Here is a 24,829-nt window from a genome sequence, read left to right as displayed (position 1 = left end):
TATCGAAAAATCATCAAGCGGCAAGGCCGGCTTGCAGGCGCTCGGCGTGGCGGCCGATCAGCGACACGATGCGGCGCGCCGAGTCGGCGGCGGTGTTCTGCCAGATGCCGACGCCGCCGTGGGCGAGGGCATCGCTGGCCAGGTAGGTGCGGCCCTGGGGTTCGTTGAGGATCCGGTAGGCCTGCTCGCCCACTTCGTCGTTGACGATCCACGGGCCTTTGCTGAAGGGCACCTTCGACCAGTTGATGGCGACCGGTTTTTGCAACTTGGCGCTGTGGCCGGGGTGCAGCAGTTCGACGGCCTGCCTTGAGGAGGCGAACTGCTCGGCGAGGGATTTGCTGCTGAAGGACTGTGCCGCTTCACTGGTGTTGTAGGCGGCCACCAGGATGCCTTGGGCGCTGTTCAGGCGATCGCTGGGGTACCACAGGCCTTTGACTTCATGATCCAGGTAAGAAAGCCCGCCAAAGATGTTGAAGTCGGTTTCCCAGAAGCGCGGCGACTGCCACGCGACCTTGTTCGCCTGGTCGCTTTGCGCGCTGAGGATCGCTTGCTTGAAGGGCGTGGTGAAATTGCTCGGCAGCTTGGCCAGCAGCGGCAGGGGCACGGTGACGATGGCGTAGTCGGCATTCAGGGTCTGGGACTTGCCCGTCTGCCGGTCGCGGTAGGTGATGCGACTGCCTTGCTCCGACGTCTGGATGTCGCTGACTTCGGCATGAAAACGCACCACGTCCTTGAGTCGCTCATGGAACGCCTGGGGAATCCGGTCCATGCCACCGACCGGTTGGAACATGGTGGAAGAAAATTCGGGAATCTCATCGAACACCAGTGCGCCCCAGAGCTTGGGGTTGAGCAGCGTCTGCAACGCGAGGGGTGTGCGGGTGACGCCGGTTTGATCGCCGGCGCCGGGGATGCGGGTGTAGCCCGAGCGCACCGATCCTGTGTATTTGAAATCGGCATTGAGGTCGCCATAGACCTTGAGAAAATTCAGCAGCGCCTGGCGGTCTTCGGTGCTCAGGTCCTGGTCCAGGGCCTTGCGACTGACGGTGCGCGCCAACAGCTCGGACAGTTGTCCCCGCGTATCGTTGACGGCTTGGCGCAGCTGGAAGGCCGGCTGGCGGGCGTCCGGCAAGGCCAGTGCGTTGCGGCTGCTGTTGACCAGCACTTGCAATTCCACGCCCAGTTCGCGGCAGTAGCCGAGGATCGTCTGGTGATGGCTGGGGATGCGCGCCGGGCCTGCGTTGAAGAACTGCCCGTCATCGAAGTCCACGGTCTGGCTGATACCGTCGTCGAACTCGACCCGACTGCCGCGACGCAGGGTCCAGTTGCGTCCGCCCACTCGCTCGCGGGCTTCGAGGATCGTCACGGCGAAGCCGGCCTTGCGCAACTCATAGGCGCTGACCAGGCCGGAGATGCCGGCGCCAACCACCACTACCTGCTTGCCTTTGCCGCTGCTGCCCAATTGCAACGGGCCAAAGCCCGCCGCGACGGCCTGAGGTTTAAGGCCCAGTGCGTCGAGGGCGCCAACTGCGGCGCTATAGCCACTGATGGCGGCAATGCGGGAAATCATTTGCCTGCGGGTGAAAGCCATGATGTCGCTCCTTGGAATGTTGACGTGATGAGTTGGGCGTCGTCGCTGTTCGCGGCCACGCCTGGGGGATTCGCATCGGGGTCAGAGGTCGTAGCGCACAGACAGCAAGAGGGTTCGCGGATCGTTGATGGAGTAGTACCGGGCGCCGCTTGCGGGCACATAGCCGACCGCTTGGGGGTAGGCCCGGTCGAGCAGGTTTTTCACCGACAGCGTGGTGGTCCAATGGCCGTCGCCCGAGATGTAGCGGGTATTGGCATTCCAGAAGGTCTGCTGGGGAATTTCCTGCACGTCGTCGTTCAGCGCGTTGGCATAGGACTTGGTCTGGAACTGGGCATCGGTGCCGGCCAGCCAGGTGCCGGGCAGGCCGGCGGGAATGGTGTAGTTGAAGCCGACGCTGGTGTTCCAGCGCGGTGAGTACACCAACTGCTGGCCGTTGGCATCGATCCCGGCGCCGCTGGCGTTCTCGAAGTCGTCGTACTGGCTTTGCAGGTAGCCGAGGTTGAATGTCAGTTGCAGGTCGGGCGTCAGCGCGCTCAGGGTTTCCAGTTCGACGCCGTAGGTGTGGGCCTGACCGACGTTGGTCCGCAGGCTGACGCCCAGAGCCGGGTCGTAGGCGTTGGTTTGCAGGTCTTTGTAGTCGTTGTAGAACAGCGCGAGGTTGGCGCGCAGGCGCCGGTCGAAGAAGTCGCCCTTGAGGCCGGTTTCCCAAGTGGTCACGTCTTCCGGTGAGAACGCCTGTTCAGCGGCGGCCTGGGTCGGCGCGCGGTTGTCGTAGCCACCGGCCTTGAAGCCTTTGGCGACGTAGGCGTACTGATTGAGATGGGGTGTCCAAGCGTACTCGAAGCCGAGTTTCGGGCTGGTGGATTGCCAGGATTTACTCGAGTCGGCGCTGAAGTTGGTGCCGGTGATCTGCCGGTCCGGGGTGACGACGTAGTTGGTGTAGTCGAAGTTCTTGTGTTCGCGGGTGAACCGCAGCCCGGCGATCAGAGACAGTTGCGGCGTGATTTTGTAGCTGCCCTGGCCATACAGCGCATAACTTTCGGTGTTGGTGGTGCTGTATTGGCCCTGGCCGATCACCCGGTTACGCGCGATGGAATAAGTCAGGCTGTCGCGCTCGGCGTCGAATTTTTCCCGGTACAGGTACAGGCCCGTGCTGAAGGTGAAGTCGTCGTAATCGCCGTTGAGCTGGAACTCCTGGGTGGCGTAGTCCTGTTTGTAGGTGATCAGGCTGTGCTGGATCAGGGCCGCCTGGCCGGAGTTGTCATAGTCCACCGGTTGGTTGAAGGCGGAGTAGGCGGTGACCGACTTGAAATTCAAGTGATCGTTGATGCTGTAGATCGCCCGCAATACCGAACTGCCCTGGTCGAGGCGGTTCTTCGGGTTGAGGCCGCTGTAGCTCTTGAACTTGTCGAAGCGGCCGTCGGCGTCGAAGGGGGTGTAGCTGGTGGTATCGCCGCGGTCGAACGTACCGGCCAGCGTCAGTTGCACGTCCCACGGCGAATCGATGGGGTTGAAGCGAAGCTTGCCTCGGTAGGCCTGGATGTCGACGTTGTTCACGTCTTCGCCGCGGGTGGGGTTGGAAACGGTGCCGTCGCGGGTCAGGCGAATGGCCGAGAAGCTGCCGAACAGGGCGTTGTCCACCAGCGGGCCGCTGATCAGCAGGCGGCCGTTCTGCGCGTTGTAGTTGCCGGCGCCGAGTTCGAAGAAACCGCGGGTTTCCTGGGACGGATCGCGGGTAATCACGCGGATCGCCCCGGCACTGCTGTTGCGTCCATAAAGCGTGCCTTGCGGGCCGCGCAAGACCTCGACGCGTTCGACATCGTTGAAGTCGAGCATCGAGGAAATCGCCCTGGGGATGTACAGGTCGTCGGCGTAGACCGCCACGGCCGCTTCCTGTATCGGGTCGGTTTCGCCGATGCCACGAATCCCATAGGTCTGCGCGCTGTAAGAGATCGACTGGCGGCTGAGGGTCAGGTTCGGTACTTGTCCGGAAAGATCGCGAATGCTCTTGATCTGCTTGTCTTCAAGGGCGGCTTCGTCGAACGCGGAGATCGCCAGGGGCGCTTTCTGCAAATCCTCGCTGCGGTGTTCGGCGGTGATGGTGACCACCGCCAGCGCACCGTCCCGGGTGTCTTCTTCGGCGTGGGCCGACAACCCGAGCAAGGCCAGCGAAACGGCCAGCGTCAGGCGGTTTGAGGTGAAGGTATCGTGCATGGTGGACCCCTGGTGTCTGGTGCAGCGTGGGCGTTGGCATTTATTCCGGGCAAAGCGTCGCCACGGGCCTGGCTCCGGGAGGCAGGGCGAGGAGAGCGTTGGCCGATTTCAGGTTGGGTGTGGCATTGACCGTGGGGTGGTGTCGGCCGGAAAAACGTACAGTTCCGCGAGCCTCCACCTGGTCAGGGGTCGGTGATGGTTGTAACAGTATTTGTATAATGGATCGCTGTAAAAGTCCGATTTGTTATAAGTTAATTATAAAAAATAGACATTAAGTTAATAAATTAAATGCGTAATTCTGATGATTATATGGCTCCCTCGAAACGCAATCGCGGGCCAGCCGTGCTCCCACATGTGTCATGTGGCCCTTATGGGAGCATGGCTTGCCCGCGATGACGGAGAAAGGTGCAGCTAGTACCCGCGCTGTACGTTCGCCAGGTTCTGCAGTGTCGCCCCCGACAGGAAGCGTTCGAGGTTGGCGAGGAAACTGTCGGCAATCTCGTGGCGGCTGTTGCTGGAAATCGCCGAAGTGTGCGGCGACAGTCGCACCCGTGGATGAGTGTAGAAAGGATGGCCGTCCGGCAGGGGTTCCGGTTCGGTGACGTCCAGCGAGGCCAGGCCGATGGCGCCGCTGTCCAGGGCCTCAAGCAGGGCAGCGTGGTCTAGCAAGCCGCCACGCGCGACATTGATCAGGTGCAGGCCCGGCTTGGCGCTGGCAAGCACCGCGGGGTTGACGATATGCCGCGTCGCGTCGGTCAGGGGCGCGGCCAGTACCAGGTGATCGGCGCGGGCGAACAAGTCATGGATCCCTTCCGCGGCTTCGACGCCCTTGACTTCGAACGGTGCCGTGCTCTGGCGCAGCGCCAGCACGTTGATGCCCAGCGCACGGGCCTTGGTCGCCAGGCTGCGGCCAATCGCACCGAAGCCGAGAATCCCCAGGGTGCTGCCCTTGAGCGGTGTCAGCGCGGTGAAGTTCCAGTGCGAGTCGTGCACCCAGATGTCCGGCAAGTGCTTGGCGGCGGCGAAGATCGCGGCCAGGGCAAATTCGGCGATGTTCTCGGCGGCGCTGCCCCGGGAGGTGCTCACGGGCGGGCCGTCGAACAACCACTGGGGATAGAAGTCGATGCCCGAGGACACCACGTGCACCCAGTTCAAGCCGTAGGGCCAGCCCGGTGGTGGTGTGTCCGGTGCCTGATAGCCGCGCACGTTGATCGGGCGGGCCAGCAGTACCCCGACGTCGGCGGGAAGGTCGCTGGGCACGCCGGCCGGTACGTCCAGGACCCTGGCCCCGGGGTGCGTCTGTGCGAGGCGCTGGCGGATCACGTCGTTGAACTCCGTGTCCAGTTGGCTGGCGATCACGAGCGGGCTCATGGGGTGTCCTTTTTCTGGCGTTGGGCGAACACCGCTTTGCCGACGCCTTGCAGAACGGCATCGTTTTGCGGGGTGTGGATGCGGCTGCACAGCACGTCGCGGTAGTGCCGTTGCAGCGGGTTATGCCGCGACAGACCGGGGTTGCCGGACGCTTCGATGGCCAGTTCGACCGCGGCAATGGCGTTGCTGGTCACCAGGTATTTCAATTGTGCGGCGTGCTGGGCCGGCGTGCGTCCTTCGGCGGCGGCATCCAGCAGGCTGCGGTTGGCGAACAGTAGGGTGTCGATCTGGCCGACGGTTTCCTGGAAGCGCGGCAGGGTCGACAGCGCGGCGCCGAGGTTGGACGGCTTGCGTTGCTCCAGCCATCCCACCAGCCAGTCGCGCGCGGCTTGGGCGACACCGTCGTAAACCGCCGAGAGCAAGACCGACATCCACAGGAAACCATCGCTGTCGAGTTCGGGCTGTGGCGCGCTCCAGGGGCTGACGCTGACGGCGTGATCCAGGGGCACCAGGACGTTGTCGAACAGCACTTCGTGGCTGCAGGTGGCGCGCATGCCCAGGTGGTCCCAATCCTCGATGATGCTGATCCCTGGCGTGTCCTTGTGCACCAGCCAGGCACCCACCAGCGGGTCTTCATCGGTGCTGCGTGCCCAGACGCTGAACCAGGTCAGACCATGGCTGCCGGTGGAGTAGATCTTGCGCCCGCTGATCCGCCAACCTTCGGAGGTGCGCCGGGCGATCGTCGCGGGCAGCCCGCCACGGGCCGGCGTACCCAGGTCGGGTTCGACCCGCAAGGCATTGATCAGCGCGCCGTCGTTCACGGCGTCGCGGGCCACTCGCAGGCGCAACGCCTCGGGCCAGCTTCGATTGTCTTGCAGGCGTGAATGCTGCAGGTACTGCATCACCAGGATCAACGCCGTGGAAGGTTCGCCCTTGGCGACCGCGCTGATGACTTTGCGGGCCTGCACCAGGCTCGCGCCGCTACCGCCCAGCGCCTTGGGCACCGTCAGGGCCAGCAGGCCATGCTCGTGCAGCAACTTGAAATTGTCCCGGGGGAAGGCACCGCTCTCGTCAAGGCGGTGGGCCGTGGCCGCCAATTGTGCACCGATGCTTTCGAGCACGGCGTCGAAGTCGGCGGCCACGACTGCTTGCAACTGGGGTGGGCGTAAGGAAGAAAGGCTCATGGTCAGTTCACTCGATCGAAAAAGATGGAAGCCGGATGCCCGGTTCTGGCGACCCGCTGCCGCGCAGGAGCAGGCCGCTGCAACAGGCTCACAGCGCGAGCAAGGGGAAATTGCGTTCCCACAGGGGGCTGACGTCGAGCCTTTCGCTGAGCACGCCGGCGTCGAAGAACAGGTCGGCGACTTCCTGCTGCGAGGCAATGGCTTGTTCACTCACGGCGATGATCTTCGACGGCTGGCTGCGTTGGTTGTGCATGTCGAGAAACACCGCCTTGTCGACACCCAGCAATCGCGCCGACTTGGTTGCCCAGGGCTCGGGGTTGTCGTTGATCCATTCCAGGGTGCGCGCCTCACGCTGGATGTAATCCTGGATCGCCTGCCGGCGCAGCGGGTCTTCCAGCGCCTTGGGGCGCGCGGCAATCAGGTAGTTGCCGGACAAGTAGCCCAGGGCGGTCTTGAGGACCCGGGCACCGCTGCGGAACTTGGCCAACTGGATGAACACGCCGTAGATCACCCACGCATCGAGTTGGCCGCTCTGGAATGCGCTGAAACCGTCCTGGGGCGTGAGCGCTACGGCGGTGATGTCGTTCATGGTCAGGCCCTGTTCCTTCAGGGCCTTGATCAGAAAGTAATGGGAGGTGGTAGAGCGCACGTAGCCGACCCGCTTGCCGCGCAATTGCCCGATGGACTCGACCGACGATTCCTTGGGAACCAGGAACACCTGGTTGTTCACGTCACCTTGCAGCACCGCGATCAGGCGCGGCTGGCGATGGCTCTGGATGGAAAAGATCGGTGGGATTTCACTCATCCCACCCACGTCCAGGCTGCCGGACGCCAGCGCCTCGACGATCAGGTTGCCGCCGGCGAACTCGGCGTATTCGACCTTGTAGGGCGTGTCGGCGGTGCCGGCATCCTCGAAGAAATAGGAGTCCTGGCCACGGTAGGTGGCCACCCCGAGGGTCAGCTCGGACAGGGACTTGCCCTGGGCGAACGCGCGCGGGGCGAAACCCAGTGTCGACAGGCCCAGGGCGCCAAGGGTGACGGCGCCGGCCATCAGGAAGCCGCGTCGATCGAGCTGCCCTGGCGCGAAGTGTTGTTTCATGACCGGAGGTTTGCTCATGCGACGGCCTCACTGCCCGTTGCCGGCTCAAGGACGTCATGGGTGTACCGGTTCGCCGGCACCGCCAGGCCCAGGTTATCGCGCAGGGTGTGGCCGCTGTATTCGCGGCGGAACACCCCGCGTTGCTGCAGGACCGGCACGACCCATTCGGTGAACGTCTGCAGGCCGTCCGGCAGCAGGGCGTTGATGATGAAGCCGTCGGCTGCGCCGTTGTCGAACCAGTGTTCAATGGCGTCGGCGACCTGTTCGGGGGTGCCGACGAAGTCCCGGCGTGGCTGGGAAAAGCGCAGGGCGACCTGGCGCAGCGTCAGGCCTTCGTCCCGGGCCAGTTGCTTGATCCGCTCGGAGCCGCCTTTCTGGCTGTTGGCGCCCAGGTCGCCCAGCTCAGGGAACGGAGCGTCCAGTGGGTACTGGCTGAAATCATGGTCGTTGAAGGGCCGGCCGAGCGCGACGATGGCGTCCTCGATACTCACCAGCGCCACCGCTTGTCGATAGCGCTCTTGCACCTGCGCCTCATCGCGCCCCACGATCGGACGAATGCCAGGCAGGATCGACAGCTGCTCGGGGTCGCGACCGAATCCGCTGGCGCGACGCTTCAGGTCCCGGTAATAGGCCTGGGCTTCTTCAAAGCTTTCGGCGCTGACGAAAATCGCGTCGGCGTTCTCGGCGGCGAAGTTACGCCCGTCCTCGGACGTACCGGCCTGGAAGATCACCGGCTGGCCTTGGCGGGAGCGGGCAATATTGAGTGGGCCCTTGACCGAAAAAAATTCACCTTTGTGCTCCAGCGCGTGCAGCTTGCCGGGGGCAAAGAACTCGCCCCGTTGCTTGTCGTAGACAAAGGCATCGTCCTCCCAGGAGTCCCACAGGCCCTGGACCACTGCCACGTGCTCTTTGGCGATCCGGTAGCGCACCGCGTGGGGCGGGTGCTCGGCCTTGCCGAAGTTGTTGGCGGTGCCGCTGAGCCACGACGTCACCACGTTCCAACCGGCACGCCCGGCACTGATGTGGTCCAGTGAGGCGAATTGGCGCGCCACCTGGTAGGGCTCGGTGTAGCTGACCGTCACGGTGGCCACCAGGCCGATGTTCGACGTCACGGCCGCCAGGGCCGAGAGGATAGTCAGCGGCTCGAAGCGGTTGAGGTAGTGCGGGCTGGATTTTTCATGGATGTGCAGGCTGTCGGCGATGAACACGAAATCGAACTTGGCGCCTTCGGCCAGTTGCGTCTGCTGCTTGTAGAAACCGAAGCTGGTGCTGGCATCGGGTTGCGCCTGCGGATGGCGCCATTCGCCCCAGCCATGGCCGACGCCGTGGACTATTGCACCGAATTTGAGTTGGCGTTGCTTGCTCATGGTTCTGCTCCTTTTAACGCGAAACCTGGGTCAGTGGGGCACGCTGGGTGTTGAAGCGCTTGTCGAAGCCTTGGGAAACGTCGATGCGGCGGGTCAGCAACCCTTCTTCCCGGTAGATGTCGGCGGTCGTCTGCAAGCCGCTGACCACCGCGTCGTCGATCAATACCGGCTGCATCTGGGTCGCCTTGGCCACCTCCAGGTGCACCGCCAATGGCAGGCCGGTGATCCTGGCCTGGGCGGCGGCATATTCGGCAGGGTGTTCGTTGCTCCAGCGGAAGGCCCGGTCGATCCGGGCGACAAAGTCATCCAGTTGCGGGCGCTTGTCGGCGATGGCTTGTTGGGTGGCGGCCAGGTAGAGGTGATTACTCAGCAGGTGGCTGCCGCTGACCAGGACCCTGGCCTGGCTTTGGGCCGTGACCACGGTGGTGAAGGGGTCCCAGGTAGACCAGGCGTCCGCGGTGCCGTTATCCAGCACCAGCCTGGATTCGCTGGGCAACAGGAAGACGAATTCCACATCTCGGGTGCTGAGGCCGACGTTGCGCAGGGCCTTGATGGCCAGGTAGTGCCCGATCGAGCCACGGGTGGTGACGATGCGTTTGCCCTTGAGGTCCGAAACCTCCCGGATGGGGGTGTTCTTGGGGACGAGAATGGCCGTGGTATTGCGCCCTTGCGCATGAATGATGCTGACGACCTTCAGTGAGGCCCCCGCGCCCAAGGCAAACACGTAGGGGGCATCGCCCAGGGCGCCGATGTCCACGGCGCCGGCGTTCAAGGCCTCGCCCAGTGGTGCGGCGGCGGGGAATTCGGAAAACTGGATGGCGTAGGGCACGTCCTTGAGTTCACCGGACACTTCCAGCAGGGCTTTGAGGGTGGATTTCTGATTGGCCACCCGCAGTGGTTGCAGGTCGTCTGCGTGAGCAGTGCCGAACACGAGGGCAATTAACAGTAAGGGTAGGGACAGGCGCATGGGTGGAACTCCAGGCTAAGCGTTGCATTCAGCGCCTCCGCCTGGAGAAGGGGTCGGCTGGTCCGGGTCAGGGCGATCACTCGCCCCCTTTTGGGTTCAGATCACATAGAAACCGTGGGTGCCGTCGCGGGCCAGCTGGTCCACGAGGCCGAACTCCCAATCGAGATAGGCTTGCATGGCCTCATGCGGGTTATCGGTGCCTTCGTAGGGGCGGCGATAGCGATCGATGGGCGCAGACACCAACCGGGTCTCGCCATGCGCCAGCGGCCGCTGGGCGGCGATCCAGCCGGCCGTGCCGTCACGCAGCAGGAACACGGCCTGGCCGGTCAGGCGTTCGACGTCCGGGATTGCCCATCGGGCCAACTGGCCGCTGCCGCAGGTCAGGACATAGCGCTGGGCCGACGGCACCTGGGCCAGGGCTTCGCTCAGTTGACTGCGCAGCACCCACCATGCCCCCGGGATATGCCGCTTGATGTAGTTGGCGCTGCTGGTGAAGTCCAGTACCACGGTGTCACCTTCGGCCAGCCACTGTTCGAGGGTGTCAGGGCTGATCTCTTCGGCTTGCGGCGGGACAGGCACAGGGGCTTTCCAGGGGCCCTGTTCGCTGAAGTGGCCGGGGTGCAGATCATCCAGCACGTGCACCTCCCACCCCAATTGCGCGAGCCAGGACGCCGACATGTTGGCCCGCACACCGTCATCGTCGACCAGGATCAGGCGAGCACCGCGTACGCTGGCGAAATGATCGGTCTCCTGGACCAGTTGCCCGCCGGGCGTGGACCGGGCCCCGGGCAGGTGGCCGGCTTCGAATTCTTCCGGGGTGCGTACATCGAACAGGTAGGTGCTGCGTGTCGCGTCCGCTTGCCAGCGGTGCAGGTCCGCGAGGGTGGCGCGACCGACCCGTGCCTGATCGGCAACGCGGCGGGCATCGCGGGCGGCGATGTCGCGATGTTTTTCCTGGGTAGGGGCGAACCGGCGTGACTGGCCGTGCTCCAGCACCTGGCCGGCCAGGGTCCAGCCAATCGTACCGTTGCGCAAGGCCGACACCGGGTTGGCGAGGCCGGCGTTGATCAACGACTGGGTGCCGATGATGCTGCGAGTACGGCCGGCGCAATTGACCACGATGCGGGTCGCCGGGTCCGGCGCCAGTGCCCGCGCCCGCAACACCAGTTCCGCCCCAGGTACGCTGATGCCGCCAGGAATGCTCATGGTCTGGTATTCGTCGAAACGGCGGGCGTCGAGCACCACGACGTCGGCCTCGCTGTCGAGCAGTGCCTGGAGCTCTGGCGCGGCGATCGAGGGGGTATGGCGCTGGCTTTCCACCAGCTCGCCAAAGGCCTTGCTCGGCACGTTGACGTCGATGAACAACTCGCCACCCGCGTCGCGCCAACCGTCCAGGCCACCTTCGAGCACCGCGACATCGACGTAGCCCAGCGCTTGCAGGCGCTGCGCCGCCAGGCCCGCCAGGCCTTCGCCACAGTCATAGACCGTCACCGGGGTGTCGCGCCTCGGGATGCGCGCAAACACCTCCAGCTCCAGCCTGGACAACGCGATGTTGGCGGCAAACAGTGGATGGCCCTGGGCGAACGGCGCCTCTTCACGCACGTCGACGATGGCCAGCTCTTCGCGGTTCAGCAACGCCTGGCGGATCTCCGAGTAGGAGCGGGTACGTACAGTGCTCATAAGGCTTGGCTCTCTTTGGACAGGTCCCAGATGTTGGGGAGCAGGGTGTTGGAATACCCGGAGATGAACAGCTTTTCGCTACCGTCGGGCTGGTACACCGCGCGGCGTACGGCACCGATGTTGGCGCCATAGACGTGAATGCTGATGGAGACCTGGTCAGCGAAGGCATTGCTGACCTGGTGGATGTCGCCGACCTTGGGCGAGACGGCCTCGACCTGGCCCGGCACAAGCCGTATCGGCGAGCCCTCGGGCACCAGGCTGCCATCAGGGTGGCGAGCGAAGCCTTGAGAGTCTTCGGCGCCGCGCAGCAGGCCGATCAGGCCCCAGACCCGGTGATCATGAATCGGCGTGCGTTGTCCCGGCCCCCAGACAAAACTGACCACGCTGAACCGCTGCCGGGAATCGGCATGCAGCAGGTATTGCTGGTAGCGCTCGGGGTCTGGTTGGGCAAAGGTGTCGGGCAGCCAGTCGTCATGGCTGACCAATTGAGCGAGCAACTTGCCGCCGCGATGCAGCAGGTCGCCTTCGCGAGGGTTGCCGTCGATCAGCTCGGCCAAGGCGCCTACGAATGCTCTGAGTCTTTCCGGGTGTCGGGCCTGGGTCATGGCGATTCCATCGTCGTTATAAAAGGATCTGCCATGATTTAAGCATAATGATTTTTCTTAATATGCTATTTTTTTATGATTAGGTTATAGCTGAAAGGAATTTAGAACCCTTGTGAATAGAGTTAGATGTTATCGATCATTGCGTTGGGCTATCCAGTCACGGGCAATGGCACTATGCTTTTTCGCCATGGGTTATGCTTTTCAAACATTTTATCGACTGTGTTCCATGTGCGGGCCAAATGAAAATTGATGATATCGACGCCTTCGTCGAAGTGATTCGCTGTCAGTCCATCAGCCATGCCGCCGAGACGTTGCAACTCACGCAACCGGCGATCACACGGCGCGTGCAGAACTTCGAGCAGGCCCTGGGGGTGGAGTTGTTCGACCGCAACACCAAGCCGCTCAAGCCGACCCTGATCGGCACGCGAGTCTACGAGCAGTGTCGCCTGATCCTGCGGGAGATGGATGCCTTGCGCGAGCTGGTCGCCACCGATGCGCCGCCTACCGGTTTGTTGCGCCTGGGCGTTCCGCAAACGATCGGCGACGTGGTGCTGCTCGATGCGCTCAAGCATCTGCGCGTCGCGTATCCGGAACTGCGTGCGCAGGTGGCGACGGGTTGGGGCAGCCAGTTGGTCGGCAAGATCGAACGCGGCGAGCTGGACGCCGCGGCGGCGTTGTTTCCCGCCGGCAAAATTTTTCCCGACAACATCATTGGCGAGTCGATCGGCAAGATGGAGTTGGTGGTGGTGTGCGCGAAGGCGCAATTGCCCAAGCGCCCCAGCAAGCTGGCGGACGTCTACCAGAACGGCTGGATTCTCAACCCGGACGGCTGCGGTTTCCGCGCCGGGCTGCAACGCACGTTGTCCGACCAAGGGCTGGCCCTGCGGGTCAACCTGGAAACCTTCGGTACCGAGTTGCAACTGGGCCTGGTCGCCGATGGCCTGGGCCTTGGCCTGGTGCCGCGCCCGCTGTTGGAACGCAGTGTCCATCTCGATCAACTGGCGGCCATGCCACTCAAGGACTTCAAACCGGTGATGGACCTGTGGCTGATCTATCCGCATTTTCTCGGCAACCTGCAAGGGCCGGTGGAAGCCTTCGGCAAGCTGGTCGCCGGATCGTTGCAGAAGATCAAGAGCGCTGCGTAACGCTGGCGGGGAGGCTGTATATAATAAAAAAAAATGATAATTAGCTTAGATTAAAATGTGCTTTTTATTATTTTTGGCCTTCCCCTAGGCTTGCTGGAGATCCTTAAGGCCATCCAGGAAGTCTTGCCATGAGCAGCGTCAGCCCGCTATCCAGCGTCTCGAAACATGTTCGCCAACGCGTCAGTCCCGAAGAGTGGGAAGTGCGTGTCAAACTGGCCGCCGCCTACCGGCTGGCGGCCCTGTTCAAGTGGACCGACCACATCTACACGCATTTTTCCGCGCGGGTGCCGGGGCCTGACGAGCATTTCCTGATCAACGCCTTCGGGTTGCTGTTCGACGAAATCACCGCTTCCAATCTGGTCAAGGTCGACATTGACGGAACCCTGGTCGACGACCCGACGGGCCTGGGCATCAACTACGCCGGGTACGTGATCCACAGTGCGATTCATGGCGCCCGTCCCGACCTTCAAGCGGTGCTGCACACCCACACCCGCGACGGCATTGCCGTTTCCGCCCAGCGCGATGGCCTGTTGCCGATCTCGCAGCATTCGATCGCTTTTTCCGGGCGCGTGGCTTACCACGGTTACGAGGGCATTGCGCTGGACCTGGACGAGCGCGAGCGACTGGTGGCGGACCTGGGCGACAAGAGTGTGCTGATCCTGCGCAACCACGGGCTATTGACCGCGGGTGTCAGCGTCGAGCATGCCTTCCAGCAGCTGCAAAGCCTGGAGCGTGCCTGCAACATCCAGATCGCGGCCCAGGCGGCGGGCAATGCCGAGCTGATCTTTCCTCCGGCCGAGGTGGTGGCCAAGGTCGAGGCACAGGCCGAAGCATTCAAGCGCGGTGACGGGCCGGGTGTCGCGCGGCACTGGAACGCGCTCATCCGGCAGTTGGAAAGGACCGACGTCGACTATAAGGATTGAGTGATCGCACGGGCAGGCTGCTCAGCAGCCTGCCCGTGGCTTTTCGGGGGGCGCGTGTTTCAAGCGACCTTTTCAGCCGCCTGGCGTTCGCGATCGGCGATCAATTGGCGGGTCAGCGGGATCAGGCGCTTGCCATAATCGATGGCGTCCTCGAGCGGGTCGAAGCCGCGAATCAGGAAGGTGGTGATGCCCAGGTCGTAGTAATCGAGCAGGGCTTCGGCCACCTGTTCGGCGGTGCCCACCAGGGCGGTCGAATTGCCTTGCGCGCCGAGCAGGCCGGCGATGCCGGTCCACAGCCGCTTGTCCAGGCGCGAGCCCTGGGCTGCCGCTGCCAGCAGGCGTCGCGAGCCTTCATTGGGTGGCTCGCGACGCACGAACCCATTGCGCTCGGCCAGTGCGCCTGCCTCTTGCAGAATGCGTTCGGCGCGTGCCCAGGCCTGGTCCTCGGTGTCCGCCAGAATTGGCCGCAACGACAGGCTGAAACGAATGCTGCGACCATGCCGGGCCGCTTCGGCGCGCACTTGGTTCACCACCTCGCGCACCTGTTCGTAGGTTTCGCCCCACAGCGCATAGACATCCGCGTGCTTGCCGGCCACGGCAATGGCGGCCGCCGATGAGCCGCCGAAGTACAACGGGATATGCGGCTGCTGTGGCGACTTCACGTCGGAATGCGCGCCCTCGACCTGGTAGTACGTGCCTTGGTAATCGAAGGGCGTCTCGCGGGTCCATTCCTGGCGCAGCACATCAAGGTACTCGTCGGTGCGCGCATAACGCTCGTCCTTGCCGATATGGCTGCCGTCAGCACGCAATTCGCGATCATCGCCGCCGGTAATGATGTGCACGGCGGTGCGTCCGCCGTTGAACACATCCAGGGTAGTGAACTGGCGCGCTGCCAAGGTGGGCGCGGCGAACCCTGGGCGATGGGCGATGAGGAACTTCAGTCGCGTCGTCACGCTGGCGGCATGGGACGCGATCAGCGTGCTGTCCGGGCTGTTGGAGTGGAACGCGATAAGAGCCCGGTCGAAACCGGCCTCCTCGTGGGCGCGGGCCACTTTCTCCACATACGCGGGCTGCAGCACGGGGCCGCTGCGCGGGTGGATTTCCGAGGCGTGGTGGCCGCCGATGAAGCCGATGAATTCAATACTCATGGTGGGGGTCCTTTCAATGAATGGGGTGTTTGAAGCCTCCACCGGGCAAGGGGTCGGTCCGTGACAAAAAGGTAGTCGCAGCCGGGAAGTGCTGTGAAATGCCGATTTGTTCTATGTTAATTATAAAAAATATTGATCAATATTTAGCTTGTGTATCAGTTCTATGCATTTTGTGGGTGGATGTCCGTGCGCCGCGAACGGCGCGGCCTGTGGGTTTTTATTATGCAAAATATTTATCTAACGGCTTGAGTGGCTGATTTCTAATCATATTAGGTTATTCCCAAAAAGAATTTCACTGACATTTTTTATGCGAATAGCATGAATCCAAAGTGGATGCATGGCGCGATTGACCATGTCGATGGAGGAGGGAAGCCTATGGGCGACAAGACATTAGAGACACAGGGCGCCAGCGCGTTTTCCGTCAAGGGGTTGCACCCGTCAGGGAAGGGTGTCGCGGGGTGGCTGCCGGTGGGCTTGCGCCGCTGGCGTACACCCGAAGCGTTGTTGCGGTTGGTCAGCCCGATTGTGTTGCTGCTGCTTTGGGAGCTGGCGTCGCGCTGGGGCCTGATTCCACCGCGAATCATCGCCGCCCCCTCGCAGATCGGCGGCACGCTGTGGAGCATGATCGCCTCGGGCGAGTTGGGCAGGCACTTGTGGGTCTCGCTGCAACGGGCCCTCATGGGGCTGAGCATCGGTGTGTCGATCGGCGTGGTCGCGGCGCTGATCAGCGGCCTGTCCAAGCGCGGCGAAGTGGTCCTCGATTCGCCGATGCAGATGCTGCGCACCATTCCTTCGCTGGCCATGGTGCCGCTGTTCATTCTCTGGTTCGGCATCGGCGAGTTCACCAAGATCGCCCTGATCGTCATCGGCACGACGTTTCCGGTGTACCTGAACCTGTTTGCCGGCATCCGCAACATCGACCCCAAGTTGATCGAGGCCGCCAATACCCTGGGCCTGAATCGTCGCGAGCTGATCTGGCACGTGATCCTGCCGGGTTCCTTGCCCTCGTTTTTCGTCGGCCTGCGCTACTCCCTGGGTATCTCCTGGCTGGCCCTGGTGTTTGTCGAGCAGATCAACACCACCGCCGGCATCGGTTTTCTGGCCAGTGATGCGCGGGACTTCATGCGCACCGACGTGATCGTCATCTGCCTGCTGATCTACAGCGTGCTGGGTCTGCTGATCGATGGGCTGATCCGCACCCTCGAACGCTTCGCTTTGGCCTGGCGCCCATCTTTTGTGAGGAACTGACATGACGACCATCACGGTAGAAAAAACGCAGCCGCAAGTGCCGGTGCAATTGCGCAATGTGGTGCGCCAGTTCGGCCAGCAGCGGGTCATCGACGGCCTGGACCTGGACATCGCTCCGGGGGAGTTCGTCGCGCTGCTCGGCGCCAGCGGTTCCGGCAAGACCACCTTGCTGCGCAGCCTGGCTGGGCTCGACAGCATCGACAGCGGCCAACTGCGGGTACCGAAGGCGCGGGCCGCGGTGTTCCAGGAGCCGCGACTGATGCCGTGGAAGCGCGCCTGGAAGAACGTGATTCTCGGTCTGCACGCCCCGGATTCGAAGGCGCGTGCGGTGCAGGCCTTGACGGAAGTCGGCCTGGCCCATCGCCTGGAGGCCTATCCGGCGACGCTCTCCGGCGGTGAAGCGCAAAGGGTGGCACTGGCACGCGGGTTGGTCCGCGAACCCCAGTTGCTGTTGTTGGACGAACCGTTCGCGGCCCTCGACGCCCTGACCCGGATTCGCATGCATCGGCTGATCATCGAGTTGTGGCGCAAGCACAAGCCGGCGGTGTTGCTGGTAACCCACGATGTGGACGAAGCCATCCTGCTGGCCGACCGGGTCATCGTCTTGGCCAACGGCAAGATCGCCGAGCAACTGTCGATCGACCTGCCGCGGGCACGCGACACCGGCCAGGCCGGGTTCCAGGACATTCGTGCGCGCCTGCTGGGCTTGCTGGGTGTCGAAGTGGACACCGTGGCCGTGGCGGAGCGTCCTCTGAGCCAGGGTACGGTCCGGCGGTTTGCCCATGGTTGATGCAGCGTTCCATTCATTGATCCCGGAGTGTTCTGTCATGGCGATTCGTGCCCGCCGATCGGCGATGGCGTTGCTGTCTGGCGTTGCGTTACTGCTCGGCGGTTGCGGTGACGCCGTCGAGACCCGATCCATATCCGCCGCACCGACGGACCTGTCCGGCGTGACCCTGATGCTGGGCGATCAAGCCAAGGGCTTGCGCACCGTGGTCGAGGCGGCGAATGCCCTGGAGGGCATCGACTATAAAGTGCAGTGGGCAAACTTCCAGGGCGCCGCGCCCTTGTTCGAAGCCCTGCGCGCCGGTGCCGTCGATCTGGCTCCGGCCGGTGATACACCGGTGCTCGCCGCCGCGACCGGAGGCACGCCACTGCGGATCGTCGCGGTCCGGCGCAGTCAGTCGAGGGGCATCGCCATCCTGGTTCCAGCTGATTCGGATATTCGCACCGTTGCCGATCTGAAAGGCCGGAACGTCGTGGTGTCGTCTGCCCGTGGCAGCATTGCCCAATACCTGCTGATTCGCGCGCTGGCCAATGCAGGTGTCGATGAGAAGGACGTCAAGGTCGGGTTTGTCCTGCCGACCGATGCCTTGTCCGCCTTCAACGCTGGCCAGATCGAAGCCTGGGCCACCTTCGGCATCTACCAGGCGTTTGCCGAGCAGCAGGGCGCCCGGGTGCTGATCAGCGGCGAGGGCATCAACACCGGCCTGACCTTCATCACCGCCTCCGACGAGGTCCTGGCCGACCCCCGCAAGCGCAAGGCGCTGAGTGACGTATTACAGCGTTTCGCCAAGGCCTTCGACTGGGCCCGGGAACATCCCGACGAGTACGCCCAAGTCTTTGCCAAGGTCAACGACATTCCCCTGGAGGTTTCGCGACGCCTGCGCAGTTGGGGGGATGAAGCGCTGTTGCCGCTCGAACCCCAGGATGTCCAGGCCTTGCAGCAAGTCGATGACCTGTTCGTGGAAAAAAACATCTTCCCTCACCGTGTCGATGTCCAGGCGCTGACGGATGACCAGGTGTTTTCCCTCAAGCCTTTGACCGTGTCGCAGTCGGAGCCGGCGCGTTAGTCCGGGGCCAGGCACGTGTTCGATTTGAATCTTCACAGGAGTCAATGAATGGGCAACGTACAGAGTGCTGCAAGTGCCCTGGAGGTGTTCAGGCGCCCGGCACCCCGCGGCGAGTTGCTCGAGCTTGGCCGGGTCTTGCGCGAACCCTTGGGGTTGTCGCGCCTGCACAGCACGCCCAAGCGAGTCTTGAGTCGTCGCGAAGGGGTCTTGCTGGGCGTGTTTGCGCTGGTCCTGCATGGCGCGGTGATTATCTGGGTCAGGCAGGCGCCCTCGACCGTGCTGCCCGTGGTGCCCCCGCAGATTCCACCGATGACGATCGAGTTCTCGCAGCCGGCCCCCCCGGTGGTGGTGCCGCCACCGCCCGCGCCGTTGCCACCGCCAGTGGTCGAGCCTCCGCCGCCGGTGGAGGATGAGTTGGCTGTGAAGCCACCGCCGCCCAAACCTTTGCCCAAGCCTAAACCGGTGGTCAAGCCGCTGCCCAAACCGGTGGCCAAGCCCGTGGCGCCCACACCGCCACCCGTTGCGCCAGCACCCACGGTCGCCGCCCCCGCGCCGCCGGCTCCCCCGGCACCGACCCCGGTGACCCCGGCATCCGCCAGCGCCGGTTACCTGAAGAATCCGGCGCCGCAGTATCCCTCGCTGGCGATGCGTCGCGGCTGGGAAGGCACGGTGCTGTTGCGCGTGCATGTGCTGGCCAACGGCAAGCCCGGCGAAATCCAGATCCAGAAGAGCAGCGGTCGCGAGCCGCTCGATGCTGCCGCGTTGGCGGCGGTCAAGGGCTGGAGTTTTGTTCCGGCCAAGCAGGGCGATGTGCCCCAGGACGGCTGGGTCAGCGTGCCCATCGATTTCAAGATCAAGTAACCCGAGTTAACCACGTACACCGCGGGCCACCTGGCAAAAGGCGCATCGCTAAAACCGATCCATTGTCTTGTTGGAGAACCCGAGCATGAACCTGATTGCATCCCCCTTCGAATCCACCGAACACGCCGTCATCTGGCTGTTGATCCTTTTTTCCGTCGTGACCTGGGGGCTCGCCCTGTTCAAGGGCGTGCAGTTCACCCGTCTCAAGAGGCAGGATCGAACCTTCCACAAGCGTTTCTGGGCAGCGTCGAGCCTGGACTCCGCCGCCGAGCTTGCCCACAGCCAGCCCGGTGCCGCCGCCCGTGTCGCGTTGGCCGGTTATGCGGCGATCCAGGTCAATGACCCGGCCAATGCCGACCTCAGTCAGTCGATCAACCATCAGGACCGGCTCGAAAGGGCCCTGCGCCAGCAGATCGTGCGAGAGCGGCGCTCGCTGGAATCCGGGCTGGCGATTCTCGCCAGTGTCGGCAGCACCTCGCCCTTCATCGGCCTGTTCGGCACCGTCTGGGGGATCATGTCGGCCTTGAAAGGCATCAGCGCAGCGGGCTCGGCAAGCCTTGAAACCGTCGCCGGCCCGATCGGCGCGGCGCTGGTTGCCACGGGTGTGGGGATCGCCGTCGCGGTGCCGGCGGTGCTGGTCTACAACTACTTGCTGCGTCGCCTGAAGCTGGCCGCCGCCGACCTCGATGATTTCGCCCACGACTTCTACAGCCTGGCGCAAAAACACGCGTTCCGAGTGCTGCTGCACCCGGTGCTGAACAAGTCCGGGGCGACCGTCGCCGGCCAAGCTGTCAAGGAGGCCTCCTGACATGGCCTTCTCCACACAAGACAGCGATGAAGTGCTCAGCGAGATCAACGTCACACCCTTGGTGGACGTCATGCTGGTGCTGCTGGTGGTGTTCATCGTCACCGCGCCGCTGCTGACCAACGCGATCCCGATCAACCTGCCCAAGACCGAGTCGGTGGCGCCGGTGGAGCAGAAAGACCCGCTGGTGGTGAGCATCGATGACAAAGGCAAGGTGTTCATCGACAAGGATGAAATCCAGGCGGATCTGCTCGAAACCAACCTGCAGGCGGCCAAGGCGAAGAACCCCGAGGTGCGCGTGCAATTGCAGGCGGACAACGGGGTGAACTACGGTGAAGTAGCACGGGCGATGGCTTCGATCGAACGGGCGGGGATCACCAAGCTGTCGGTGATTACCGCGAAGTAGGGGCGCGCGCATCTGGCGCTACTTCGTCGCCGCATATCCCGGAGCCTCGATAGGGTCATGGGATAGAACGGCGTCGGGTGTGGTGATGGGGTGGGTCAAGGAATCTTCCTTGACCAAGAAGGCCCGATTGTAACCCGCAGCAGGTGGGCATCCGCTGAGTACGCTCCGCCGCCGCGCGCCACGAGGTAGAGTGCAAGGCATCCCATCAACACGGGAAACTCAATGCCCCGGTCTATCCAGGGCCAGGTCGGCCCGAGCGCGTAACTGATGGCAAGCATCTGAACGGCGATCAGCAGCGCGACCCCGCGGGTGGCCAGACCGATCGCCAGCATGACGGCGCCCACTGTTTCCAGCAGCATGACCAGAACCGCCAACTGTGTGGCGAACGGCAATCCCATCACGTTCTGGATCAGGTTGATCGATGCGGCCATCGGGTCGGCCATCGAGCCGTGGGCCGTGCCCAGGGCCTTGGGCAGTCCGTGGGTGAACAGCACGAGCGCGAAGACAGTTCGCAGCATGGCGTACAGGTACGGTTCCAAGCGCAGGGCCCGGGCGTTGAGGGCGGCCAGGGCGGCGCGTAGCGTTGGGTTTGCAAGGTGCATGGCAGGTCCTTCGCGCGGCGGCGGGTGACAGGGGCTGGCAAGCATCTTTACGGTTTGGGCCCAGGCGATAAACCCTGTGCGATTGCCATGTGTATTCAACAGCGAAGAACAATCGGCCCATGCAGAGACCGGCATGCGTCCCATATACCGATCACGCCTGGCGGTAGGCGCTGGGCGTGATGCCCACTTCTCGACGGAACACCTGGGAGAAATGGCTGGCGCTGGAATAACCCACCTCCAGCCCGATGTCGATGATGCTGCGATCGGTCTCGAGCAGCAGATGGCGGGCACGACTCATCCGCAGCCGGATGAAATACTGCGAAGGCGACAACCCCGTGGCCCGCTTGAACACCCGGCTGAAGTGGTACTCGCTCAAGTCGGCGATCCGGGCCAGGTGTGCAAGGTGGAAGTCATCGGCCAGGCACGCGTTCATCGCCGTGAGGACGCGGCGCAACTTGTAGGCCTGCAACCCATTGTGGCGTCGCTGGCCGCTGTGCGCGGCGCTGTAGCGACGGATCAGGTGCACGGCCAGGGCCTGGGCCAGACCGTGCACGAACAGCGGGCTGGGTTGGCGTTCCTCGATGAGTTCGACGCGCAACTGATCGAGGATGAAGCTCACGCGTTCGTCCCGTGCTCCGGAGAGGTCGGCAAAGCTCACTGGTGCGCAATGCTCGCCCAGCAGGTCACGGGCAGCCTGGTCGATCAGTGGCAGACCGAGGTACAGGTGCATCACCTCGAAGGCGTCACAGTCGATGGTTTGCCAGCGCATCTCGTAGGGTTCGTGGGTGTGGGTGAGGAAGAAGTCGCCAGCCTCGACCTCGGCGGCTTCCCACGCCCCGTCGAGGGCGCGTTCCTCGACCTTGGCCCGGCCGACCAGGACCAGCACCAGCAGCGGCTCTACCACGGCCGGCACCCGTATCGGCTCGACAACGCTGTGATGGCTGAACAACTGCACTACCACGTCCTGCAGTTGCGGGTGCGAAGGCAACGCCTGCGGGGGGCCCGGCAGGTGCTGCGGCATCGATTCGGCCGGGATGCGCGGCGTATCACGGGCGGCCAGGTCATCATGTTCAGGCGGGTGCACGGCAGGCTCCATCGACAAACCCTCAGAGAGGGCGGGCGTCGACAGGGTAACGCAGAAGACGCCGAGCCAGGCATTCACGCCAGCGCAAAACCCCGACAGCGCAGGCAAGCCTGCGAAAGCCCGGCGCGCCCGGTTGCGAGACAGTGAAACCGTCGATCACGACAGCGCCCCACGGGCGCCGAGCCGGCGAATACCTCACCGGCTCGCAACGCAGGAGAACATCATGACGGATATCAAGCACGGTCTACCCCACGAAGTCGAAGGCAAAGTCGCGCTGGTCACCGGCGCCGCCAGCGGCATCGGCAAGGCGATTGCATTGTTGCTGCATGGGCGTGGTGCCAAGGTCGTGGCCGAGGACCGCAACCCCGCCGTCGAAGACCTCGCCCGTCCCGGGCTGGTGCCCCTGGTGGCCGACATCACCGAAGACGGCGCCGCGGAGCGCGCGGTCGGCCTGGCCGTCGAGCAGTTCGGGCGGCTGGACATACTGGTCAACAACGCCGGCATCATCATCAACAAATTGGTCATCGACATGACCCGCGACGATTGGGAGCGCATCCAGGCCGTCAACGCCACTGCGGCGTTCCTGCATTGCCGCGAAGCGGTCAAGGCGATGATGCCCAACCGCGCCGGGGCCATCGTCAACATCGCGTCCTATGCCGCCTATTTTGCCTTTCCCACCATTGCCGCCTACACCGCGTCAAAAGGGGCGTTGGCCCAACTGACCCGCACACTGGCGCTGGAAGTGATCGAGCATGGCATTCGCGTCAATGCCATTGGCGTCGGTGACGTGGTCACCCACATCCTTGATGAAGTGGTCGACGACGGTCCGGGTTTCCTGGCCCGGCACGGCGAAGCCGCCCCCATCGGGCGTGCCGCGCAGCCCGAGGAAATCGCCGAAGTCGTCGCGTTTCTCGCATCCGGCCGCGCGAGTTTCATGGTGGGTTCGGTGGTCATGGTTGACGGGGGAATGACCGTCACTGCGGGTTGATCGCTCCGGTGGACGCCCGGTAATGGTCCCTCGAGGCGGGTCGCGTGCCCTTCAACCCAGGCACTGCGCGCCGGCCTTGGCGACCTGGGCGTCCTGTTCGGCCTTGACCCCGGACACGCCGACGGCGCCGATCACGTGGCCGTCGACAATGATCGGGACGCCGCCCTCCAGTGACGTCAGCAACGGTGCGGACAAAAAGGCCTGGCGTCCACCGTTGACCATCTCTTCATAACCTTTGGATTCGCGCCGGCCGAGGGCCGAGGTGCGGGCCTTTTCAGTGGCGATGTAGGCGCCTATGGGCGCACAGCCATCGAGGCGTTCCAGGGCCAGCGGCTGACCGCCGTCATCGACGATCACGATGGCGACGGCCCACTGATTGCGGTTGGCTTCATCGCGGGCGGCCGAGAGGATCCGGCTGACTTCGTTCTGGCCGAGTATGGCTTTGCTTTTCATGGGCGGCTCCAGGGTGGGTTAAGGCAACGCGGCTTCGACCCACTCGATCCAGTGTCGGACCGGGGTTCGGCCGGCACCGTCGAGATGGGACTGGCAGCCGATGTTGGCGGTGACGATCACGTCGGGGCGCCCGCTTTCCAGGGCATTGAGTTTGTTGTCGCGCAGTTGTCGCGACAGTTCGGGTTGGGTAATCGAATAGGTCCCCGCCGAGCCGCAACACAAGTGGCTGTCGGGGACCTCTGTGAGCTCGAAGCCGAGCTTCGTCAGCACTGCCTCGACGGCGCCGCCCAGCTTTTGCGCGTGCTGCAAGGTGCACGGGCAGTGGAATGCCAGGCGCTGGTCGCTGTGCACGCGCAGGGTTTGCAGTGGTTCTTCGCGCAGCACTTCAACCAGGTCCTTGGCCAGGGCGCTGACAGCCTTCGCCTTTTCGGCGTAGACCGGGTCGTGGCCGAGCAAATGCCCGTAGTCCTTGATGAATGCGCCGCAACCGCTGGCGGTTTGCACGATGGCTTCGGCACCGTTCTCGATGCTCGGCCACCACGCGTCGATGTTGCGCCGGGCACGATCCAGGCCCGCGGCCTGGGCGTCGAGGTGATAATCCACGGCACCGCAACAACCGGCTTCGCCCACGGCCGTCACACTGATCCCCAGGCGATCCAGGACCCGCGCCGCCGCCGCGTTGGTATTGGGTGACAGGCTCGGTTGCACACAGCCTTCGAGCATGAGCACCTGCCGGGCATGGCGGCTGACCGGTCGTGGCTTGGCGGCAGGCACGTGGCGAGGCACCTTGGCGCGCAAGGTGTCGGGCAGCCATGGACGAAACACCCGGCCGCCGCCCACCAGCCCCTTGAACACACCGGGGTTGGGTACGGCCGCCCGCAAGCCCTCGCGCAACAGGCGTTGGCCGAGCGGCCGTGCCACCGCCGCGTCGACCACGGCGCGGCCGATGTCCAGCAGGTTGTGGTAGTCGACCCCGGAGGGGCAGGTGGTTTCGCAGTTGCGGCACGACAGGCAACGGTCCAGGTGTTGCTGGGTCTTCGCCGTGACCGGGTTGCCTTCGAGCACTTGCTTGATCAGGTAGATGCGCCCCCTCGGCCCATCCAGTTCGTCGCCGAGCAGCTGATAGGTGGGACAGGTGGCATTGCAGAAGCCGCAGTGCACGCACGTGCGCAAGATGCTTTCGGCCTCTTCGGCGCGAGGCAGTTGGCGAGCCGCTTCACTCAAGGTGGTCTGCATGG

23 protein-coding genes are annotated in these 24,829 nt (G+C 63.8%); 9 read left to right on the top strand and 14 right to left on the bottom strand.

Going from position 1 to position 24,829, the window contains the following annotated elements; translation table 11 throughout:
• Positions 1-13 precede the first annotated feature (13 nt).
• From V5F23_RS16520 to V5F23_RS16480, 9 genes are all read right to left on the bottom strand, one after another.
• A complete protein-coding gene (locus tag V5F23_RS16520; RefSeq protein ID WP_338495646.1) occupies positions 14-1,588 on the bottom strand; it encodes an FAD-dependent oxidoreductase in 1,575 nt (524 codons plus the stop codon).
• Positions 1,589-1,669: 81 nt separating this feature from the next.
• Complete coding sequence (locus V5F23_RS16515; protein ID WP_338495644.1) at positions 1,670-3,802, bottom strand: TonB-dependent receptor; 2,133 nt, start codon at positions 3,800-3,802, stop codon at positions 1,670-1,672.
• Between the two features lie 411 nt (positions 3,803-4,213).
• A complete protein-coding gene (locus V5F23_RS16510; protein ID WP_123578894.1) occupies positions 4,214-5,173 on the bottom strand; it encodes a D-isomer specific 2-hydroxyacid dehydrogenase family protein in 960 nt (319 codons plus the stop codon).
• Positions 5,170-6,357: an acyl-CoA dehydrogenase family protein gene (locus tag V5F23_RS16505; RefSeq protein ID WP_053143790.1), complete on the bottom strand. Its 1,188-nt coding sequence runs from the start codon at positions 6,355-6,357 to the stop codon at positions 5,170-5,172. The genes V5F23_RS16510 and V5F23_RS16505 overlap by 4 nt, the downstream gene beginning before the upstream one ends.
• Before the next feature lie 88 nt (positions 6,358-6,445).
• Positions 6,446-7,474 carry an ABC transporter substrate-binding protein gene (locus tag V5F23_RS16500; RefSeq protein ID WP_152622895.1) on the bottom strand — a complete coding sequence of 343 codons (1,029 nt, stop codon included), beginning with the start codon at positions 7,472-7,474 and terminating at the stop codon, positions 6,446-6,448.
• Positions 7,471-8,823: an LLM class flavin-dependent oxidoreductase gene (locus V5F23_RS16495; RefSeq protein WP_338495640.1), complete on the bottom strand. Its 1,353-nt coding sequence runs from the start codon at positions 8,821-8,823 to the stop codon at positions 7,471-7,473. The genes V5F23_RS16500 and V5F23_RS16495 overlap by 4 nt, the downstream gene beginning before the upstream one ends.
• 13 nt (positions 8,824-8,836) lie before the next feature.
• The gene (locus V5F23_RS16490) at positions 8,837-9,790 is read right to left on the bottom strand and encodes an ABC transporter substrate-binding protein (RefSeq protein ID WP_212802705.1); all 954 of its coding nucleotides are present in this window, start codon (positions 9,788-9,790) and stop codon (positions 8,837-8,839) included.
• Between the two features lie 96 nt (positions 9,791-9,886).
• Positions 9,887-11,470 carry a rhodanese homology domain-containing protein gene (locus V5F23_RS16485; protein WP_338495638.1) on the bottom strand — a complete coding sequence of 528 codons (1,584 nt, stop codon included), beginning with the start codon at positions 11,468-11,470 and terminating at the stop codon, positions 9,887-9,889.
• A complete protein-coding gene (locus V5F23_RS16480; RefSeq protein ID WP_123578898.1) occupies positions 11,467-12,075 on the bottom strand; it encodes a cysteine dioxygenase in 609 nt (202 codons plus the stop codon). The genes V5F23_RS16485 and V5F23_RS16480 overlap by 4 nt, the downstream gene beginning before the upstream one ends.
• A 239-nt stretch (positions 12,076-12,314) precedes the next feature.
• Between V5F23_RS16480 and V5F23_RS16475 the strand changes: the two genes are divergently transcribed.
• A complete protein-coding gene (locus tag V5F23_RS16475; RefSeq protein WP_042728666.1) occupies positions 12,315-13,220 on the top strand; it encodes a LysR family transcriptional regulator in 906 nt (301 codons plus the stop codon).
• Positions 13,221-13,348: 128 nt separating this feature from the next.
• Complete coding sequence (locus tag V5F23_RS16470; protein WP_047738954.1) at positions 13,349-14,143, top strand: class II aldolase/adducin family protein; 795 nt, start codon at positions 13,349-13,351, stop codon at positions 14,141-14,143.
• A 59-nt stretch (positions 14,144-14,202) separates the two neighbouring features.
• On the opposite strand, the gene V5F23_RS16465 is transcribed toward V5F23_RS16470, so the two are convergent.
• Positions 14,203-15,291 carry an LLM class flavin-dependent oxidoreductase gene (locus V5F23_RS16465; RefSeq protein ID WP_123578900.1) on the bottom strand — a complete coding sequence of 363 codons (1,089 nt, stop codon included), beginning with the start codon at positions 15,289-15,291 and terminating at the stop codon, positions 14,203-14,205.
• A gap of 375 nt (positions 15,292-15,666) precedes the next feature.
• On the opposite strand from V5F23_RS16465, the gene V5F23_RS16460 reads away from it, so the two are divergent.
• The 6 genes from V5F23_RS16460 to V5F23_RS16435 all read left to right on the top strand — a co-directional run bounded on the left by V5F23_RS16460 (position 15,667) and on the right by V5F23_RS16435 (position 20,464).
• Complete coding sequence (locus V5F23_RS16460) at positions 15,667-16,539, top strand: ABC transporter permease (protein ID WP_047738952.1); 873 nt, start codon at positions 15,667-15,669, stop codon at positions 16,537-16,539.
• A 1-nt stretch (position 16,540) separates the two neighbouring features.
• Complete coding sequence (locus V5F23_RS16455) at positions 16,541-17,329, top strand: ABC transporter ATP-binding protein (RefSeq protein WP_042728670.1); 789 nt, start codon at positions 16,541-16,543, stop codon at positions 17,327-17,329.
• Positions 17,330-17,366: 37 nt separating this feature from the next.
• Complete coding sequence (locus V5F23_RS16450; RefSeq protein ID WP_042728671.1) at positions 17,367-18,392, top strand: ABC transporter substrate-binding protein; 1,026 nt, start codon at positions 17,367-17,369, stop codon at positions 18,390-18,392.
• Between the two features lie 48 nt (positions 18,393-18,440).
• Entirely contained in the window at positions 18,441-19,253 is an 813-nt protein-coding gene (locus V5F23_RS16445; RefSeq protein ID WP_053143773.1) for an energy transducer TonB, read from the top strand.
• A gap of 85 nt (positions 19,254-19,338) precedes the next feature.
• Positions 19,339-20,061 carry a MotA/TolQ/ExbB proton channel family protein gene (locus V5F23_RS16440; RefSeq protein WP_338473618.1) on the top strand — a complete coding sequence of 241 codons (723 nt, stop codon included), beginning with the start codon at positions 19,339-19,341 and terminating at the stop codon, positions 20,059-20,061.
• 1 nt (position 20,062) lies between these two features.
• Positions 20,063-20,464 (top strand): biopolymer transporter ExbD, encoded by a 402-nt coding sequence (locus V5F23_RS16435; RefSeq protein WP_042728674.1) that lies wholly within the window; start codon positions 20,063-20,065, stop codon positions 20,462-20,464.
• A 95-nt stretch (positions 20,465-20,559) separates the two neighbouring features.
• Here V5F23_RS16435 and V5F23_RS16430 read toward each other — a convergent pair whose 3' ends face one another.
• Together V5F23_RS16430 and V5F23_RS16425 are read right to left on the bottom strand one after the other, a co-directional pair.
• Positions 20,560-21,066 (bottom strand): DoxX family protein, encoded by a 507-nt coding sequence (locus V5F23_RS16430; protein ID WP_047738948.1) that lies wholly within the window; start codon positions 21,064-21,066, stop codon positions 20,560-20,562.
• A gap of 151 nt (positions 21,067-21,217) precedes the next feature.
• Positions 21,218-22,162: a helix-turn-helix domain-containing protein gene (locus tag V5F23_RS16425; RefSeq protein ID WP_123578906.1), complete on the bottom strand. Its 945-nt coding sequence runs from the start codon at positions 22,160-22,162 to the stop codon at positions 21,218-21,220.
• A 211-nt stretch (positions 22,163-22,373) separates the two neighbouring features.
• On the opposite strand from V5F23_RS16425, the gene V5F23_RS16420 reads away from it, so the two are divergent.
• Complete coding sequence (locus tag V5F23_RS16420; RefSeq protein ID WP_042728677.1) at positions 22,374-23,138, top strand: SDR family oxidoreductase; 765 nt, start codon at positions 22,374-22,376, stop codon at positions 23,136-23,138.
• Positions 23,139-23,189: 51 nt separating this feature from the next.
• Here the strand turns inward: V5F23_RS16420 and V5F23_RS16415 are convergent, their stop codons facing one another.
• Together V5F23_RS16415 and glcF are read right to left on the bottom strand one after the other, a co-directional pair.
• Entirely contained in the window at positions 23,190-23,591 is a 402-nt protein-coding gene (locus V5F23_RS16415; protein WP_338495635.1) for a heme-binding protein, read from the bottom strand.
• A gap of 18 nt (positions 23,592-23,609) precedes the next feature.
• Complete coding sequence (glcF, locus tag V5F23_RS16410; protein WP_338495633.1) at positions 23,610-24,827, bottom strand: glycolate oxidase subunit GlcF; 1,218 nt, start codon at positions 24,825-24,827, stop codon at positions 23,610-23,612.
• Between the last annotated feature and the right edge of the window lie 2 nt (positions 24,828-24,829).

Origin of the sequence: Pseudomonas sp. WP18 (assembly GCF_036689585.1) — a bacterium.
Lineage (GTDB): Bacteria > Pseudomonadota > Gammaproteobacteria > Pseudomonadales > Pseudomonadaceae > Aquipseudomonas > Aquipseudomonas chlororaphis_E.
This window is presented reverse-complemented; position numbering and strand designations above follow the sequence as displayed.

What these genes read in the sequence shown, in the direction of transcription:
- V5F23_RS16520 (WP_338495646.1), bottom strand. Translation starts at nt 1,588, where the DNA reads ATGGCTTTCACCCGCAGGCAAATGATTTCCCGCATTGCCGCCATCAGT.
- V5F23_RS16515 (WP_338495644.1), bottom strand. Translation starts at nt 3,802, where the DNA reads ATGCACGATACCTTCACCTCAAACCGCCTGACGCTGGCCGTTTCGCTG.
- V5F23_RS16510 (WP_123578894.1), bottom strand. Translation starts at nt 5,173, where the DNA reads ATGAGCCCGCTCGTGATCGCCAGCCAACTGGACACGGAGTTCAACGAC.
- V5F23_RS16505 (WP_053143790.1), bottom strand. Translation starts at nt 6,357, where the DNA reads ATGAGCCTTTCTTCCTTACGCCCACCCCAGTTGCAAGCAGTCGTGGCC.
- V5F23_RS16500 (WP_152622895.1), bottom strand. Translation starts at nt 7,474, where the DNA reads ATGAGCAAACCTCCGGTCATGAAACAACACTTCGCGCCAGGGCAGCTC.
- V5F23_RS16495 (WP_338495640.1), bottom strand. Translation starts at nt 8,823, where the DNA reads ATGAGCAAGCAACGCCAACTCAAATTCGGTGCAATAGTCCACGGCGTC.
- V5F23_RS16490 (WP_212802705.1), bottom strand. Translation starts at nt 9,790, where the DNA reads ATGCGCCTGTCCCTACCCTTACTGTTAATTGCCCTCGTGTTCGGCACT.
- V5F23_RS16485 (WP_338495638.1), bottom strand. Translation starts at nt 11,470, where the DNA reads ATGAGCACTGTACGTACCCGCTCCTACTCGGAGATCCGCCAGGCGTTG.
- V5F23_RS16480 (WP_123578898.1), bottom strand. Translation starts at nt 12,075, where the DNA reads ATGACCCAGGCCCGACACCCGGAAAGACTCAGAGCATTCGTAGGCGCC.
- V5F23_RS16475 (WP_042728666.1), top strand. Translation starts at nt 12,315, where the DNA reads ATGAAAATTGATGATATCGACGCCTTCGTCGAAGTGATTCGCTGTCAG.
- V5F23_RS16470 (WP_047738954.1), top strand. Translation starts at nt 13,349, where the DNA reads ATGAGCAGCGTCAGCCCGCTATCCAGCGTCTCGAAACATGTTCGCCAA.
- V5F23_RS16465 (WP_123578900.1), bottom strand. Translation starts at nt 15,291, where the DNA reads ATGAGTATTGAATTCATCGGCTTCATCGGCGGCCACCACGCCTCGGAA.
- V5F23_RS16460 (WP_047738952.1), top strand. Translation starts at nt 15,667, where the DNA reads ATGGGCGACAAGACATTAGAGACACAGGGCGCCAGCGCGTTTTCCGTC.
- V5F23_RS16455 (WP_042728670.1), top strand. Translation starts at nt 16,541, where the DNA reads ATGACGACCATCACGGTAGAAAAAACGCAGCCGCAAGTGCCGGTGCAA.
- V5F23_RS16450 (WP_042728671.1), top strand. Translation starts at nt 17,367, where the DNA reads ATGGCGATTCGTGCCCGCCGATCGGCGATGGCGTTGCTGTCTGGCGTT.
- V5F23_RS16445 (WP_053143773.1), top strand. Translation starts at nt 18,441, where the DNA reads ATGGGCAACGTACAGAGTGCTGCAAGTGCCCTGGAGGTGTTCAGGCGC.
- V5F23_RS16440 (WP_338473618.1), top strand. Translation starts at nt 19,339, where the DNA reads ATGAACCTGATTGCATCCCCCTTCGAATCCACCGAACACGCCGTCATC.
- V5F23_RS16435 (WP_042728674.1), top strand. Translation starts at nt 20,063, where the DNA reads ATGGCCTTCTCCACACAAGACAGCGATGAAGTGCTCAGCGAGATCAAC.
- V5F23_RS16430 (WP_047738948.1), bottom strand. Translation starts at nt 21,066, where the DNA reads ATGCACCTTGCAAACCCAACGCTACGCGCCGCCCTGGCCGCCCTCAAC.
- V5F23_RS16425 (WP_123578906.1), bottom strand. Translation starts at nt 22,162, where the DNA reads ATGGAGCCTGCCGTGCACCCGCCTGAACATGATGACCTGGCCGCCCGT.
- V5F23_RS16420 (WP_042728677.1), top strand. Translation starts at nt 22,374, where the DNA reads ATGACGGATATCAAGCACGGTCTACCCCACGAAGTCGAAGGCAAAGTC.
- V5F23_RS16415 (WP_338495635.1), bottom strand. Translation starts at nt 23,591, where the DNA reads ATGAAAAGCAAAGCCATACTCGGCCAGAACGAAGTCAGCCGGATCCTC.
- glcF (WP_338495633.1), bottom strand. Translation starts at nt 24,827, where the DNA reads ATGCAGACCACCTTGAGTGAAGCGGCTCGCCAACTGCCTCGCGCCGAA.